The following is a 15,861-nucleotide window of genomic DNA, read 5'->3' as shown; positions in this document are numbered from 1 at the left end:
CTGTAGCACCAAGGGCTGACGCCTCGTCAGATACGTGCGTCAGGCGTCGACATGGGAACCCGTTAGGGGATGTGGCTGTCCAGCGGCACCAACGGCGTGTGACCTTCGCCGGCCGGCACCGGCCGGTGCCTGTCCAGGGGCGCCACCGGCATGTGCTTGTCGCCGGCCACTATCGGCCGGTGCCTGTCCAGCGGAACCACCGGAGTGTGACTGTCCAGGGGCGCCACGGGCGCGTGCCCCTTCGGTGCGGCCGCGGTGGTGGGCGGGGCGGGCATGTGGTTGTCGGCCATGGCGGGTACGGCGGTACCGCCTAAGGCGACGAGCGCCAGTGCGCCGATGGCGAGGGCTTTCTTCGGGTAGATCATGCCAACTCCTCCATAAAGAAACGGGTGTTGCTCGGTGTCACAAAAATAGCGGCTGAAGTGCGCAAATGTTCGACTTCTCGCCGGAGAGATGCATACGGAGGCCGTACCGACCGCAGGAACGCCGCAGGGACTGGTGTCGGTGGCTTCCCCTCCCGGCCATCGACACCAGCCCCTGCGGTCCCCCGAAACGCCCCCGTTGGTTCAGGTGGTGCAGCGATCCCCCGTATCCCCCGTTGGTGCTGCGTTCCCCCGTATCCCCCGTGTCCCCCGATTCCCCCGTGGGCCCTCTAGGAGTTAGTTGGGCTTGCCGATGGGCTGGTGACTGTCCATCGCGACACCCTCACCGGGAGTCGGCTGGTGACTGTCATCGGCAGTGGGGTTGACGCCGTTTCCCGCAATGGGCTGGTGGCTGTCGGAGGGCTTGATGATGTCGCGGTCCCCCTGCGGCGTGACACCGTTCCCCGCGATGGGCTGGTGGCTGTCGGAGGGCTTGATGATGTCGCGGTCCCCCTGCGGCGACACCTGCGACGTCACGCCGTTCCCCGCGATGGGCTGGTGGCTGTCGAGGGGCTTGATGATGTCTCGGTCCCTCAGATGCTGTACCTGCTTCTCGGTGCTCAACGCAATCAACTCCTGTGTGGGCGCTTTGTGCCCCGCCCGCCCGGAGACTCCCCCGTGGGCCGCCGGACGGGCGCGGCGCGGCCGCTTACCTTAACGGTGCGACCTGGTCACCGAGCCGCTTGCCCCCCGAGGCGGCGGATCGGTAAGGAAAAGACTGGCCCTCGTCGATGAACGATCGATAAACGTCGACGATGACTGCGCCCACCTGCGCTTATGTGAGCGCCGCGGGAAACAGGAGTGCTTGCACGGTGCTGCTCTCCGCGGACCCGAGACGCTCAAAGATGGCCAACGCCTCCTGCCAGCACACCCGTGCCCGGTCGGTGTGCCCGATGTCGTTGAGCGCCCGTCCGAGCGTGGTGAGGACGCTGGCCCGCCGGGATTCGCCGCCGATGCCGCGCAGGGCGGCCAGCGCCAGCTCGGCATGGTTGGCGGCGGCAGCCGGCTTGCGTGCCGCGAGATCGACCTCGGCCAGCCGGAAGTTGGTCATGCCTTCCCAGAACCTCTGTCGGCTGTCCTGGAAGATGGCCAGGGCGGCGCCGAGTTGCTCGGCCGCCTCCACGAGCCGGTTGGCCTGTGTGTACGCCAGAGCGAGCGCGTACATGCCGTTGGCGAGGCGGCGTTTGGCGCCCAGCCGGCGGTAGATGGCGATCCCCTCCTCCGCCAGCTGTATGGCGCTTTCCACCCGCCCGGTGTCCAGATGGACCCGGGAGAGATTGCAGAGCGCGCTGGCCTCGGACTGCTGGTTGTGGTCTTCGCGGAACGCCGTCAGGGCCTGCCGCAAATAGGCTTCCGCATCGGCGTGCCGCCGCTGGGAGTTGGCGATGATGCCCCGGTCATTGGGGGCGTAGGACGAGGAGAAGGGGTCTTCGGCGGCGAGGCCGAGGAGCATGGCGGACTTGGCGTTCTCGTCCGCTTCGTCCAGCCGTCCGGCCAGCGTACGGGCATAGGCGAGCGCGGTATGGATCCGCGCTTGCGCATGCTGGTCCCCGGCTTCCCGGGCAGCGGCCAGCAACGCCACGTTGGACTGCTCGTACTGGAGCGCGTCGGCGCCGGATTCGGCCAGGTCCTTGGTGAGCAGGAGGAGGTCGGCGGCGCGGCGCAGTGTCTCCGGACCACCGCACTGGCGGGCGCAGGCCAGCAGGCAGCCGGCCTCGCTGAACAGCCATTCCAGGGCGGTGGTGCGGTCGGCGAACTCCAGCCCTGCGAAGGCGGTGGCCTCCATGTGGTCCACGAGCCGGTCGCCGGGGCGTTCGAGTACGTACATGTTGGCGGCCGTGGCGGAGTAGAAGTCCAGCAGCCGCGACAGGGCCGCGGTGCGTTCGGAGGGCGGCTGTTCGTCGCGCTCGGCGCAGTCACGCGCGTAGAGCCGTACGAGGTCGTGGTAGCGGTAGCGCCCCGGCGCCGCGGATTCCAGCAGGGAGGTGTCCACGAGGGACTCCAGCAGCTCCTCGGCCTCATCGGCGTCCAGATCGAGGATCGCGGCGGCGGCCGCGAGCGAGATGTCCGGCCCGTCGGCCAGCCCCAGCAGCCGGAACGCCCGGGCCTGCGGGGGTTCCAGTTGGCCGTAGCCCAGTTCGAAGGTGGCCTTGACCGCGAGGTCGCCGGCGCGGAGTTCGTCCAGCCGGCGGCGCTCGTCGGCGAGCTTGCGGGCCAGGATGGAGACCGTCCACGTCCGGCGTGCCGCCAGGCGGGAGGCGGCGATGCGGATGGCCAGGGGCAGGAAGCCACACGCGCCGACGACCGCCATCACCGCCTTCCGCTCGGAGCTGACGCGTTCCTCGCCGACGATCCGGGTGAAGAGGTTCATGGCCTCCTCGGGGCTCATGACGTCGAGGTCGATGAGGTGCGCGCCGGCCAGGTCGATCATGCGGGCGCGGCTGGTGATCAGGGCGGCGCAGCCCTCCGTACCGGGGAGCAGTGGCCGGATCTGCGCGGCGTCGCGGGCGTTGTCCAGGAGCGCCAGGACGCGCCGGCCGGCGAGGGTGGAGCGGTAGAGGGCGGAGCGCTCCTCCATTCCGTCGGGGATGGAGGAGTCCGGGGTGCCCAGTGAGCGCAGGAAGGCGCCGAGGACGGCTTCGGGCTCGGACGGGGTCTGGCCGGCGCCCTGCAGGTCGACGTAGAGCTGCCCGTCGGGGAAGTGCTCGCGGGCGGCGTGTGCGACATGGACGGCGAGGGTCGTCTTGCCGACTCCGCCGATGCCGGTGAGCGCGGAGACGGCCATCACGCTGCCCTCGGCGGTGGCGAGCTGTGCGCCGAGTTCGGAGACGAAGGTCGTACGGCCGGTGAAGTCCGCCACGGTCGCCGGTAGTTGCTGCGGGCGCACGATGACCTGGTCGGTGGACCCCGGGCCGTCGCTGGTGACGGGTGGCGCGTCCAGATCGATGTCCGCACGCAGGATCCGTTGGTGGAGGTCGGAGAGGGAGGCGCACGGATCGACCCCCAGCTCATCGGCGAGCAGCCGGCGGGTGTCGGCGTACACCGCGAGCGCCTCGGCCTGCCGTCCGCTGCGGTACAGCGCCAGCATGAGGAGTTCGCGCAGCCGTTCGCGCAGCGGGTGGGCGGCGGTGAGCGCGGTCAGCTCGGACACCACGTCGGCATGACGACCGGATTCCAGTATCAGTTCGAGCCGGGCCTCGGTGAGGGACAGCCGCCACTCGTCGAGGCGGGTGCGCTGGGTTTCGGCGTACGGACCTGCGAGACCGGCCAGCGGCTCGCCGTCCCACAACGCCAGTGCGGATTCCAGGAGTTCGCGGGCTCGCCCGCGGTCGCCGGAGGCCTTGGCCTTCTCCGCCTCGGCGGCGTACTGCTCGGCACGGTCGTGGTCGAGGTCCAGGGAGCGGCCGTTCACCGGCCGGATCGCATAGCCGCCGGACTCGCTGACCAGGGCCTCGGAGTCGTCGCCCAGCGCCTTGCGCAGCCGGGAGGCGTACGTACGCAGCGCGGCGAGCGCGGCATGCGGCGGCTCGTCGCCCCACAGGGCGTCGACGAGTTCGGCCGCGGTGGCGGTCCGTCCGCCGCGCAGCAGTAGTGCGGCGAGCAGCGCACGCTGCTGCGGGGAGCCCGCTGCCAGCGGCGTTGCGCCGCGCCAGGCCCGTACGGGACCGAGCACGGTGAAGCGGAGTCGCTCCCGCCCCGGACCGTCGTCCATGGTGCCCCCCTGCCGTGTGCCATCTGTCGCGCTGTACGCACTGCCTTGCTGTGCGCAACGGTCAGTCTGCCTTGTTGTGCCCGCTTCCGTCAGTAGGGGTCCCGACCGTGCACAAAGCCTCCCCGCCTGATCGGGGCCGGGGGTGGGGCGGCGCACGGATAGGGCGCGGAGGCAAACCCTCCGTGCGCCCCCACGTTCCCGGCCTCCCGGGCGTCCATTACTGACGGATCGTCAGATCGGCGCTACCGTATCCGGCATGGCGACCTTCCCCAGGATCATTTCGGTGGACGACCACACGGTGGAGCCTCCCCACGTCTGGCTGGACCGGCTCCCGTCGAAGTACCACGGCATCGGCCCGCGCATCGTCCGGGCGCCCGTGAAGGAAATGTCCTTCGTCGGCGGAAAGTTCGCTCCAAAGATGGGCGCAGAGGGTGACGACGGCCCGATAGCCGACTGGTGGGTCTACGAGGATCTGCACCGGCCGCTGACCCGCCTCGACACCGCCGTCGGCCACTCCCGCGACGACATCCGGCTCGAAGGGATCACCTACGAGCAGATGCGCCCCGGCTCCTTCAGCGTGCCCGAGCGACTGGCCGACATGGACGTCAACCACGTCCAGTCCGCCCTGTGTTTCCCCACCTTCCCCCGCTTCTGTGGCCAGACCTTCACCGAGGCCAAGGACCGCGAGCTGGGGCTGCTCGGCGTACGGGCGTACAACGACTGGATGGTGGAGGAGTGGTGCGGCCCGCAGGCGCAGGGCCGGCTGATCCCGCTCACCCTCGTCCCCCTGTGGGACGCGGAACTGGCCGCCGCGGAGGTGCGGCGCAATGCGGCCCGCGGCGTTAGCGCCGTCTGCTTCAGCGAAATCCCGCCGCATCTGGGGCTGCCCAGCATCCACACCGACTACTGGGACCCGTTCCTGCGCGCCTGCGACGAGACCGGCACGGTCATCGCCATGCACATCGGCTCCTCGTCCAAGATGCCCTCGACCTCGGCGGACGCCCCACCCGCCGTCGGCTCCACGATCACCTTCGCCAACTGCTGCTTCTCGATGGTCGACTGGCTGATGAGCGGCAAGTTCGACCGTTTCCCCCATCTGAAGATCATGTATGCCGAGGGCCAGATCGGCTGGATCCCGTACATCCTGGAGCGCGCGAACGTGGTCTGGGAGGAGAACCGCGCCTGGGGCGGCGTCGCCGACAAGGTCCTCCGCCCGCCGGCCGAACTCTTCGCCGAGCACGTTTATGGCTGCTTCTTCGACGACGCCTTCGGCCTGCGGAACCTCGACGCGATCGGCGTCGGGAACGTCCTGTACGAGACCGACTACCCGCACTCGGACTCGACCTGGCCCAAGTCCCGGGAGGTCGGCGAGTCCCAGATGAGCCACCTGCCCCCGGACGTGGTGGAACGGATCGTGCGCGGCAATGCGATTGAGTTGTTGGGGTTGACGGGGGAGGGGCTTTGGGCGGGGGCGGGGGGCTGAGGCGCTACGGCTGCGCGGATATCAGCTCGACGGGCAGGCGGAGGCCGCCCTTGCCGCCCTCGGCAAGGCGTACGAGGCCGCACCGGAAACCGTGCGCTACACATGACCCACCTGAGAAAGCAGGCCGACATGGCGAACTGTCTCGCTCGCATCTTCCCTTCGCTGTTGCGGCTGTTACCGCCAGCCCAGGGCCGCCATCGGCAGGCCGGTGCCGCCGCCGTCGCGGCAACGCGTCCGCGCGCACTGCCTTCCTCCCCGTCCCGGTTTGCTCGGTCATGCGGCCGACATGCTGGCGGATCGCAAGGCCACATTCCCGGAACTGCACTACCTGGCCCGCCAGTTGAGCGGAAGTTTGCGTGACGTACGCCGGGTGGCGGAAAGCAGAGGAGCGCGGCTGCCGCGCCGGGGAGCTGGTTATCGCATGACGGGATTCCTTCAGGTGTCCACCGCCACACAGAGCCATGCGGAGGCCGTGCGGCCGGCCCAGTCCCTCGTGTCCGCGCGGCTCGCGGCCGGGGCGCGGATCGCGGGGCCGGTGACCTCCGTGTTCCGGCACGAGGGCGAATGCGGCACGGGTGCGGAATGGCAGCTTCTTCTCGCGACCCGTGCCGACAGGTACGACGAGGTCGAGGCGCATCTGCTGGCGCACCACCCGTGGTGGAAACCCGAAGTGACGGCCGTCCCGATGGTGGCCGGGTCGAAGGAAACATCTGCACTGGGTCGAGACGGCCACGACGCCGGAGTGAGCGCGGGCCGGCACCCGTGCCTGTGCGGCGGCCGGCACCCGTACCTGGCGGGCCGGGCGCCGTCGGCGGGGCTGTCGCGCCCGTCGTTCACTCTCCCGACGGAGCAGCTTTCCGGGGTGGGCGCGGTAGAACCACCACATCCCGCCCCGAAGGAAATCTGTCATGGCGAGTGTAGACATGTGGTTTGGGAGAGGTTAGGGTTCCTTTTGTAGTCAAGACAGCGAAGAAGGCATGGCAGACATGAACTGCCGTGCATGCAGGTCACAGCAGGTGTGGAACGGCAGTGGAGTAGCGGGGCCGGAAATGGTGGGTCCCGTCGCTGGCTGCCGGGCCAAGCGGTCCAAGGGGCCGCAAGCAGTACCCGCAAGACCCGCAGTACGACCGATTCAGCGAACGAGGTAAGGAGCAGACGCCATCAGGATCGCCCGGGCGAGGAAGAACACCGCTCGGGTACCGCAGGCCCCAGAATGGAAGGTGGTCCCCGGTCACGTATTTGCGATCCCCGCACCTCCGCCCTCCCAGGTGGACAAGCGGAAAAAGAAGGCCGGCGCAGTGAGCCGGTAGATGGTGTTGAAAGCTCGGGGCCCGGGTGCCGCACGGCACCCGGGCCCCTCGACGCGTCCCCGAAAGACGAGGTGCTATGCCCCCTAGCAGTCCCCGCCCCACCGACAATCTCGACGACGACGATTACCCCGCCTACACCATGGGTCGGGCCGCCGAAATGATCGGCGCAACGCCCGCCTTCCTCCGCACCCTCGGTGAGAACCGCCTGATCACCCCGCTGCGCTCCGAGGGCGGCCACCGCCGCTACTCCCGTTACCAGCTGCGCATCGCCGCCCGGGCCCGTGAACTCGTCGACCAGGGCACCAAGATCGAGGACGCCTGCCGCATCGTCATCCTCGAAGACCAGCTTGAGGAAGCCCGGCGGATCAACGAGGAACTGCGCTCCCGCGGTGCCGGCTCGCAGCCGAACGCGGCACGTGCCTCGTCCGGCGGCGAAAGCTGAGCGGTGGTGCGGGCTGGTAGGCCGCGGGAGGCAGGGCCCTCCTCGGACCGAATCCCGGTGGTCCGCTCTCCTGCGCCCCTTGCCTGATGCCTCGGCAGGTACGACGATGTCCCGCGCAAGTTATATGACGCTCCGTCAGGTATGGCCGGGGAGGGCGTATGGACAGCGCGGACGAGGCGGTGTGGCGGCCCGGGGCGGGGCGGCTGGCGTACGGGATGCAGCTTCCGGTGCAGGCGCAGAGCACGCTCTTCGCGGAGAGCTGGGAGCCGGCCGCTGGGCCCGCGGATCTGGTCGCCGTCGCGCGGGCCGCCGACCAATACGGGTTCGCCTACCTCGCCTGCTGTGAGCACATCGCGATCCCGCGGCGGCTGGCCGAGGCGATGAGCACGGTCTGGTACGACCCGGTCGCCACCCTCGCGCATCTGGCCGCCGTCACCGAGCGGGTGCGGCTGCTCAGTCATGTGGCGGTGGTCGGGCTGAAGCATCCGCTGGTCACGGCCAAGCAGTACGCGACGGTGGACCGGCTCTCCGGGGGGCGGCTGATTCTCGGGGTCGGGGCCGGGCACGTCCGGGAGGAATTCGAGGCGCTCGGGGTGGACTTCGCGCGGCGCGGGGCCGTATTGGACGAGACGGTCGATGCGCTGAAGGCGGCGCTGGGGCCGGAGGAGTTCCCCGCGTTCGCGGGGGAGCGGTTCGCGTTCGAGGGGCTGGGGCAGGCGCCGCGCCCCGTGCAGACCCCGCGGCCGCCGGTCTGGGTGGGCGGCTCCTCGCCCGCCGCCGTACGCCGGGCCGCGGTGCGCGGCGACGGATGGCTGCCGCAGGGCGACCGGCGGGACGAACTGCCCGGGCAGATCGCGAAGCTGCGGCGGCTGAGGGAGGCGGCGGGGATCAAGGCGCCCCTCGTGATCGGCGCCCTCGCCGAGCCGCTGTATGTGGGCGAGCCGGGGTGGGCGGTCGGGCGGCGGACGCTGTCCGGGGCGCCGGAGCGGCTCGCGGACTCGCTGCGGGAGTACCGGGCGATGGGGGTGGATCAGGTCCAGGTGCGGTTCCGCAGCCGTAGCAGTGCCGAACTGACGGACCAGATGGCGGCGTTCGGGACGGAGGTGGCGCCGCTGCTGGGCCCGGCTGACGGCCCGCCCGGACCTGCCCGCCGGTAGGAACGCACCTACCCCGTCGGCGGAAACGCACGTACGCACCAGCAGGCACGGACGTACTCACCAGCAGAGGAGTGCAGGCATGGGCAAGCTCGACGGGCGGGTCGTCATCGTTACGGGTGCGGCGCGTGGGCAGGGGGAGCAGGAGGCGCGGCTGTTCGTCGCGGAGGGGGCGCGGGTGCTGCTGGGGGACGTGCTCGACGAGCGGGGGGAGGCACTCGCCGGGGAGCTGGGTGAGCATGCCGCGCGGTACGTCCATCTGGATGTGACGCGGGAGGCGGACTGGCAGGCCGCCGTGGTCGCCGCCAAGGACACCTTCGGGAAGATCGACGGGCTGGTCAACAACGCCGGGATCCTGCGTTTCAACGAGCTGGTGTCGACGCCCTTGGCGGAGTTCCAGGAGGTGGTGCAGGTCAACCAGGTCGGGTGCTTCCTGGGGATCCGTACGGTCGCGCCGGAGATCGAGGCGGCGGGCGGCGGGACGATCGTCAACACGGCCTCGTACACGGCGCTGACGGGCATGGCGTTCGTCGGGGCGTACGCCGCGACCAAGCATGCGGTCCTCGGGCTGACCCGGGTCGCCGCGATGGAGCTGGCGGCCAGGAAGGTCCGGGTCAACGCGGTGTGCCCGGGGGCGGTGGACACCCCGATGACCCGTCCCGCCGCGCTCGACCCGGCCGTGGACCCCGCCGAGTCGAAGCGGGCCGTCGACGAGCTCTACCAGAAGCTGGTGCCGCTGGGGCGGATCGGGCAGCCGGAGGAGGTCGCCAAGCTGGCGCTCTTCCTGTCGTGCGCGGACTCGTCGTACATCACCGGGCAGCCGTTCGTCATCGACGGGGGCTGGCTGGCAGGGGTCAGCATCATCTGATGTGGCGTCAGGTCGAGTGGTGACGGCCCTTGACGCTCCGTGCGTGCGCTGGAACAGTCGGCACATCGAATCTGACGGTGTGTCAGAAGTAGCCAGGGACGGTGAACCTCCGTGGAATTCGGGCTCTTTGTACAGGGGTACGTGGGAAAGCGGGCCGAGACCGATCCGCTCGCGGAGCACAAGGCGCTGATGGAGGAGACCGAGTACGTCATCCAGGCGGACGCGTCCGGCTTCAAGTACGCCTGGGCGTCCGAGCACCACTTCCTGGAGGAGTATTCGCACCTCTCCGCCAATGACGTCTTCCTCGGCTATCTGGCCCACGCGACCGAGCGGATCCACCTGGGGTCCGGGATCTTCAACCCGCTCGCCCAGGTCAACCACCCGGTGAAGGTCGCCGAGAAGGTCGCCATGCTCGACCACCTCAGCGAAGGGCGCTTCGAATTCGGCAGCGGGCGGGGCGCCGGCAGCCACGAGATCCTGGGGTTCCTGCCGGGCATCACCGATATGAACCACACCAAGGAGATCTGGGAAGAGACCATCGCCGAGTTCCCGAAGATGTGGCTCCAGGAGGAGTACCCGGGGTTCCAGGGCAAACACTGGCAGCTGCCGCCGCGCAAGATCTTCCCCAAGCCGTACGGGGCCTCGCACCCGGCGATGTGGTACGCGGCCGGCTCGCCGTCCTCGTACGCCATGGCCGCGAAGAAGGGGCTGGGCGTCCTCGGCTTCAGCGTGCAGAAGGTCTCCGACATGGAGTGGGTGCTGGAGCAGTACAAGACGGCGATCCGGGACGCCGAGCCGATCGGTGACTTCGTCAACGACAACGTGATGGTGACGTCCACGGCGATCTGTGCCGAGACGCACGACAAGGCGGTGGAGATCGCGGTCAACGGAGGGCTCAACTACCTCCAGTCGCTGGTCTTCCGCTACCACGACACCTTCCCGCGGCCCGACGGCATCCCCGAGTGGCCGGAGCTGCTGCCCGACTACACCGCCGAGGTCATCGAGCTGCTGATCGCCGAGGAGCTGATGATCTGCGGTGACCCGGACGAGGTGCTCGGGCAGTGCCGGCGGTGGGAGCGGGCCGGCGCCGACCAGCTGAGCTTCGGTCTGCCGATCGGGATCTCGTACGAGGACACCATGAACACGATCCGGCTGATCGGTGCGCACGTGATCCCGGAGATCGATACGGATCCGGTGCACCGGACGAGTCGGTTCCGGAAGGCCGCGCGCGGCTGATGTCCGACGGATGGTGCCGCTGAGCAGGCCGTAAGGCCTGAGTTCCGCCGAGGAGAAGCCGTGCAGCGGGCCTGGTCCGCCGGGGCCGGGTTCCGCCGAGGAGAAGCCGAGGAGACGGCCTGGTCCGCCCGGGCCGGGCCGAGTTCCGCCGAGGAGAAGGGGGCATCGCCCGTGCTCGACCATCTGATCAAGGGCGCGACCGTAGTGGACGGAACGGGCGCGCCCTCGTACGCCGCCGATGTCGGCATCCGGACCGGCCGGATCGCCGTCGTCGCGCCGGCCGGCACCGTCACGGAGGACGCGACGCACAGCGAGGACGCCACCGGGCTGATCCTCGCCCCCGGCTTCGTCGACCCGCACACCCACTACGACGCCCAGCTCTTCTGGGACCCGTATGCGACCCCCTCGCTCAACCACGGGGTGACGACCGTGGCGGGCGGCAACTGCGGATTCACCCTGGCCCCGCTCCACCCCGGGCGGCCCGCGGACGCCGACTACACCCGCCGGATGATGTCCAAGGTCGAGGGCATGTCCCTGGTGGCGCTGGAGCAGGGCGCGCCCTGGTCGTGGAGCTCGTTCGGCGAGTATCTGGACGCCCTGGAGGGGCGGATCGCCGTCAACGCGGGCTTCATGGTGGGGCATTGCGCGCTGCGCCGCTACGTCATGGGGGAGGAGGCCGTCGGCGGGCAGCCCACGCCCGCGCAGTTGGAGCAGATGCTGGCGCTCTTCCACGAGGCGATGGACGCCGGGGCGTGGGGTTTCTCCACCACGCAGTCCGCCACCCACTCCGACGGTGACGGCCGGCCGGTCGCCTCCCGGTACGCCGAGCCGGCGGAACTGCTCGCGTTGGCACGTGCCGTCGCCGCGCACGAGGGCACCCAGATCGAGGCGATCGTGGCCGGCTGTCTCGACCGCTTCAGCGACGCCGAGATCGAGCTGCTCGTCGAGCTGAGCGCCACGGCCGGACGCCCGCTGAACTGGAACGTGCTGACGATCGACGCGGCCGTGCCCGGGCGGGTGCCGCGGCAGCTGGTCCCCAGCGAGCGGGCCCGGCAGGCCGGCGGCCGGATCGTGGCCCTGACGATGCCGATCCTCACGCCCATGAACATGTCGCTCGGCACCTTCTGCGCCCTGAACCTGATACCCGGGTGGGGCGACGTCCTGGGCCTGCCCGTGCCCGAGCGGATCGAGCGGCTCCGCGACCCCGGCGTCCGGGACGAGCTGCTGCGCCGGGCGAACAGCAAGGAGGCGGGGGTCTTCCGCCGGCTCGCCCACTTCGGCCGGTATGTCATCGGGGACACCTACTCGACCGCGAACGAGGGCCTGACCGGGCGCGTCGTCGAGGACATCGCGGCCGAACGCGGCCAGGAACCGTTCGCGTGCCTGGTCGAGATCTGCGCCAACGACCAGCTGCGGACGGTGCTGTGGCCGATGCCCAGCGACAACGACCCGGCCTCCTGGGCGCTGCGCGCCGAGACCTGGCAGCACGAGGACGTGCTGCTGGGCGGGTCGGACGCGGGCGCCCATCTGGACCGGATGTGCGGGGCGCCGTACACGACGCGCTTCCTCGGCGACTGTCTGCGGGGCAGGAAGCTGATGGGGCTGGAGCAGGCCGTGAAGATGCTCACCGACGACCCGGCGCACCTCTTCGGCCTGCGGGAACGGGGCCGCATCGAGGAGGGCTGGCACGCGGACCTGGTCCTCTTCGACCCCGAGCGGATCGACGCGGACAAGGCCACGCTGGTGCACGATCTGCCCGGCGACAGCCCGCGCCTGGACTCCCGGGCGATCGGCATCAACGCGGTGTGGGTCAACGGCGTCGAGGTGATCCGGGAGGACGTGGTGACCGGCGCGGTACCGGGGACGGTGCTGCGCTCGGGGCGGGACACGAGAACCGTGAGCACCAAGTGACGGCAGCGGAACGGCCTGAGCACCAAGTGACCGCAGTGGAAGGGCGCGAGCACCAAGTGGCCGCGGTGGAACGACTGTTCATCGGTGGTGAGTGGGTCGAGCCCGACGGTGGCCATTATGAGGTCATCGATCCGGCGACCGAGGCGGTCGTCGGGCTCGCGCCGGAGGCGAGCCGGGCGCAGGTGTACGAGGCGGCGGCCGCGGCGCGCGCGGCGTTCGGGGCCTGGTCCCGTACGTCGCCGCAGCAGCGCGCCGCGCTCCTGGACCGGGCCGCGGATCTGATGCAGCGGGACTTCGCCGCGCATGCCGAGCTCGCGCAGGCCGAGAGCGGCGCGACGACCGCCACCGCGCGCGGGATGCAGGTCGCGGTGGGGGTGGCGCGCTTCCGGCGGTATGCGAAGGGGGCGCTGGAGCCTGTCGAGCAGGGGCTTGCCCCGCAGATCAACGAGGCGGGGCCGATGGGGAAGGCGGGGGTGCTGGGCGCGCTGGCCGTACGGCAGCCGGTCGGCGTCGTCACCTGCATCACCTCGTACAACAACCCCTGGGCGAACCCCGCGGGGAAGATCGCGCCGGCCCTGGCGATGGGCAACACCGTCGTGGTGAAGCCGGCTCCGCAGGACCCGCTGTCGGTGTACCGGATGGCGGCGGCGCTGGCGGAGGCGGGGGTGCCGCCGGGGGTCGTGAACGTCGTCGGCGGGGCCTCGGCGGAGGTCGGTGCGGCGGCCGTCGACTCGCCCGACGTGGACATGGTGAGCTTCACCGGCTCCACGGCCGTCGGCCGGCAGATCGCCGAGGTCTGCGGACGCGGGATGAAGCGCCAGCTCATGGAGTTGGGGGGCAAGGGCGCCGCGGTGGTCTTCGACGACGCGGACCTGGACGCGGCGGTGGCCGGCATCGGCACGACGTACTCCTTCTACAGCGGGCAGATCTGTACGGCGCCGACCCGGGTGATCGCGCAACGGGGGGTGTACGAGGCGCTGGTGGAGCGGCTGGCGCAGTACCTCGGACGGCTGCCGGTCGGCGATCCCCGGGCGCGCGGGACGGTGGTCGGGCCGGTGATCTCGGCCGCGCACCGAGACCGGGTCGAGTCGTATGTCGAGCTGGGCCGCAAGGAGGGGGCGCGGGTCGTGGCGGGTGGTGAACGGCCCTCCGCTCCGGAACGGGGTTTCTATGTCGCGCCGACGTTGCTGGCCGACTGCACCCCCGAGATGCGGGTCGTACGGGAGGAGATCTTCGGCCCGGTCGTCGTGGCCGTGCCCTTCGATGAGGAGGACGAGGGCGTGGCGCTGGCCAACGACAGTGACTACGGCCTCATCGACTACGTGTGGTCCGGCGATGTCGCCCGCGCCTTCCGGGTGGCCCGGCAGCTGCGGGCCGGCGGGGTCGGGGTGAACACCGTCGGACGGAACATGGAAGCGCCGTTCGGCGGCTTCAAGCGGAGCGGAGTGGGGCGGGACGTGGGCTCGTACGCGCTGCATGCGTACAGCGAGTTGCAGGCGATCGTTTGGGCGGGGTGAGGCGGGTCGGCCGGGCGGTGGGCAGGGTGACGTGGCCGAGGGCGGTCGGGTGGGGCGAGCCGGGGGCGACCGGGGCGAGGTGCCTGGCGTGCGTTGTCAGGCGGGTGCGCCGGGTCCGGACTCAGCCCCAGCGGCCCACGAAGACCGGGTTGGTCATCGCCGCCATCGGGCCGGGGAGGCCGGGGGTGGTGGAGGGATGGCGGACCTCCGCGCGTATGTAGGCGGCGTTGTCGGGGGTGGTCTGCCAGGTGAGGGTGCCGTCGCCCGACGGCGGCAGCGGGGCCGTATACAGCCGCCCCTGGTCCGTGACGAAGGAGGCCGTGCAGCCCGGGGCGCCGGTGACCTGCAGATGGGCGGTGACCTTGGAGGTGCCTGAGACCTCCAGGCGCTCGGCGATTCCGGCGTGTTCGCCGTGCTCACCGGTGACGGAGAAGGTCAGGTCGATCTTTGCGGACTCGGCGATCCAGACGCGGCCGGCCCGGATGCCGTCCTGCACTGCGCGGCGGGAGAGGTCGTCGGCGAGCACCACGGTCTGCGGCAGGCCGATGACATCCGGATCGCGGTGGGCGTCGCTGTGGCCGACGGCCGGCAGCCAGTCGGCACGGCCCTGGACGTGTGCGACCAGGGTGTTGTCCCACTCGGCGAGGGTGACCTCGTCATCGGGGGTGTACGGGCCGTTCCAGACCTCCACCGCATCGGCGTCGTTGAGCCCGAACTTCCAGTTGCAGCCGATGCAGGTGGCGTGCGGATGCGCCGGGATGACCAGACCGCCGGCTCGTCGGACGGCGCGGGCGTACTTGCCGAAGGCGTTGTCGCGGGCCCGGTAGCGCCAGTCGATGAAGACCCCGGGGTCGGTGCCCATCGCCACCACGTGACCGTTGCGGGTGGTGACTTCCTCGCCGGTGAGGATCAGCAGGTCGTCGCCCCACAGGCCCTCCCAGGCGCGGTGGGAGGAGGTGGTGTTGTGCTCGGTGGTGGTGAGGAAGTCCAGCCCGGCGGCACGGGCCAGCGCGGCGATCTCGGCGGGCGTGCGCTTGCCGTCGGAGTGGACGGAGTGCAGATGGCTGTCGCCGCGGTACCAGGCGCGGCCGCGGCCCCGGGCGCGCTCGGGCGGATACCCGGGAGCCGGGGTGTGGCCCCGAGGGCCGTACCGGACGGTGACCGTGACGTCGTAGGACAGCCCCTGCGGCGCGACCGTGTACGGGCCGAGGGCGATGTGCCAGGTGCCGGCGTTGACGGGGCCCGGGAGGTAGCCGGGGGTGGCCTCGTCGGCACGCAGGAAGAACTCCGTACGGGCCCCGCCCGACCAGCCGCGGAAGCCGGCGCCGCCGAGGTCGGTGCCCCGCTCGTCGAAGATGCCGATGTCGCAGGCGTTGCCGGCCGTGCCCTCGGGGACGGGGGGCTTGTCATAGGTGTAGGAGACGGCGATCTCACGGACCCCATGGGGCACTTCGACGGGCAGATACACGAAGTCCGGTGCGCCCGTGGGCAGATGGCCGGTGATCCGCCGGGTCTGCTCGGCCGGCCCGCCGCCGGGCCGCCCCTCCGCGGGCGCTGCGTCGGCGAAGCTCACACGTCCGAGCGTAAGCGCGCCCGTCGCGCCCGCAACCGCTGAAAGTCTCAGAACCTCGCGTCGTTCCATCCCCGCCCCCCCGTGCCGTATGGAGTCCGTTCCGTGTTCGCTGCGCGGCCGGCTCGTTGCGCCGCGTGAAAACTGTTGTACGCGGGTGCGACACGGAGCGAAAGGGCTGTGGATAACCGTTGGCCGGTGAGGCACCATGCGGTCACCCACACGTCTGACGGAGG

At 70.7% G+C, this 15,861-nt stretch carries 12 protein-coding genes; 8 read left to right on the top strand and 4 right to left on the bottom strand.

The genetic code is table 11. The features are described from left to right. Positions 1-62: 62 nt before the first annotated feature. The 3 genes from BKA18_RS15590 to afsR all read right to left on the bottom strand — a co-directional run bounded on the left by BKA18_RS15590 (position 63) and on the right by afsR (position 4,134). Entirely contained in the window at positions 63-365 is a 303-nt protein-coding gene (locus tag BKA18_RS15590) for a hypothetical protein (RefSeq protein WP_366046676.1), read from the bottom strand. Between the two features lie 294 nt (positions 366-659). Continuing rightward, on the bottom strand, positions 660-986 hold the full coding sequence (locus BKA18_RS15585; protein WP_051006899.1) for a hypothetical protein: 327 nt from the start codon (positions 984-986) through the stop codon (positions 660-662). 211 nt (positions 987-1,197) lie between these two features. Next, positions 1,198-4,134 carry an SARP-family global regulator AfsR gene (gene afsR, locus BKA18_RS15580; protein ID WP_366046677.1) on the bottom strand — a complete coding sequence of 979 codons (2,937 nt, stop codon included), beginning with the start codon at positions 4,132-4,134 and terminating at the stop codon, positions 1,198-1,200. A 256-nt stretch (positions 4,135-4,390) separates the two neighbouring features. Here afsR and BKA18_RS15575 point away from each other — a divergent pair, with 256 nt between their 5' ends. From BKA18_RS15575 to BKA18_RS15540, 8 genes are all read left to right on the top strand, one after another. Then, complete coding sequence (locus BKA18_RS15575; protein WP_366046678.1) at positions 4,391-5,617, top strand: amidohydrolase family protein; 1,227 nt, start codon at positions 4,391-4,393, stop codon at positions 5,615-5,617. 286 nt (positions 5,618-5,903) lie between these two features. Continuing rightward, positions 5,904-6,575, top strand: a complete 672-nt coding sequence (cutA, locus tag BKA18_RS15570) for a divalent-cation tolerance protein CutA (protein WP_366046679.1) — start codon at positions 5,904-5,906, stop codon at positions 6,573-6,575. Positions 6,576-7,003: 428 nt separating this feature from the next. Beyond that, a complete protein-coding gene (locus BKA18_RS15565; RefSeq protein ID WP_366046680.1) occupies positions 7,004-7,369 on the top strand; it encodes a MerR family transcriptional regulator in 366 nt (121 codons plus the stop codon). A gap of 158 nt (positions 7,370-7,527) precedes the next feature. Then, on the top strand, positions 7,528-8,526 hold the full coding sequence (locus tag BKA18_RS15560) for a TIGR03619 family F420-dependent LLM class oxidoreductase (RefSeq protein WP_366046681.1): 999 nt from the start codon (positions 7,528-7,530) through the stop codon (positions 8,524-8,526). A gap of 79 nt (positions 8,527-8,605) precedes the next feature. Next, positions 8,606-9,391: an SDR family NAD(P)-dependent oxidoreductase gene (locus BKA18_RS15555; RefSeq protein ID WP_366046682.1), complete on the top strand. Its 786-nt coding sequence runs from the start codon at positions 8,606-8,608 to the stop codon at positions 9,389-9,391. 111 nt (positions 9,392-9,502) lie between these two features. Continuing rightward, positions 9,503-10,627 (top strand): LLM class flavin-dependent oxidoreductase, encoded by a 1,125-nt coding sequence (locus tag BKA18_RS15550; protein WP_366046683.1) that lies wholly within the window; start codon positions 9,503-9,505, stop codon positions 10,625-10,627. Between the two features lie 171 nt (positions 10,628-10,798). Beyond that, on the top strand, positions 10,799-12,538 hold the full coding sequence (locus BKA18_RS15545) for an N-acyl-D-amino-acid deacylase family protein (protein WP_366046792.1): 1,740 nt from the start codon (positions 10,799-10,801) through the stop codon (positions 12,536-12,538). 56 nt (positions 12,539-12,594) lie between these two features. Further along, on the top strand, positions 12,595-14,055 hold the full coding sequence (locus BKA18_RS15540) for an aldehyde dehydrogenase family protein (RefSeq protein ID WP_366046793.1): 1,461 nt from the start codon (positions 12,595-12,597) through the stop codon (positions 14,053-14,055). Between the two features lie 121 nt (positions 14,056-14,176). Here the strand turns inward: BKA18_RS15540 and BKA18_RS15535 are convergent, their stop codons facing one another. Next, a complete protein-coding gene (locus BKA18_RS15535; RefSeq protein WP_366046684.1) occupies positions 14,177-15,697 on the bottom strand; it encodes a CehA/McbA family metallohydrolase in 1,521 nt (506 codons plus the stop codon). Positions 15,698-15,861: the final 164 nt, after the last annotated feature.

The organism is Streptomyces auratus (assembly GCF_050433025.1).
Taxonomy (GTDB): domain Bacteria; phylum Actinomycetota; class Actinomycetes; order Streptomycetales; family Streptomycetaceae; genus Streptomyces; species Streptomyces sioyaensis.
Note: the sequence above shows the minus strand (reverse complement) of the source record. Positions and strands in the feature narration are given on the sequence as shown.

What these genes read in the sequence shown, in the direction of transcription:
- afsR (WP_366046677.1), bottom strand. Translation starts at nt 4,134, where the DNA reads ATGGACGACGGTCCGGGGCGGGAGCGACTCCGCTTCACCGTGCTCGGT.
- BKA18_RS15555 (WP_366046682.1), top strand. Translation starts at nt 8,606, where the DNA reads ATGGGCAAGCTCGACGGGCGGGTCGTCATCGTTACGGGTGCGGCGCGT.
- BKA18_RS15535 (WP_366046684.1), bottom strand. Translation starts at nt 15,697, where the DNA reads ATGGAACGACGCGAGGTTCTGAGACTTTCAGCGGTTGCGGGCGCGACG.
- BKA18_RS15560 (WP_366046681.1), top strand. Translation starts at nt 7,528, where the DNA reads ATGGACAGCGCGGACGAGGCGGTGTGGCGGCCCGGGGCGGGGCGGCTG.
- BKA18_RS15575 (WP_366046678.1), top strand. Translation starts at nt 4,391, where the DNA reads ATGGCGACCTTCCCCAGGATCATTTCGGTGGACGACCACACGGTGGAG.
- BKA18_RS15565 (WP_366046680.1), top strand. Translation starts at nt 7,004, where the DNA reads ATGCCCCCTAGCAGTCCCCGCCCCACCGACAATCTCGACGACGACGAT.
- BKA18_RS15590 (WP_366046676.1), bottom strand. Translation starts at nt 365, where the DNA reads ATGATCTACCCGAAGAAAGCCCTCGCCATCGGCGCACTGGCGCTCGTC.
- cutA (WP_366046679.1), top strand. Translation starts at nt 5,904, where the DNA reads ATGCTGGCGGATCGCAAGGCCACATTCCCGGAACTGCACTACCTGGCC.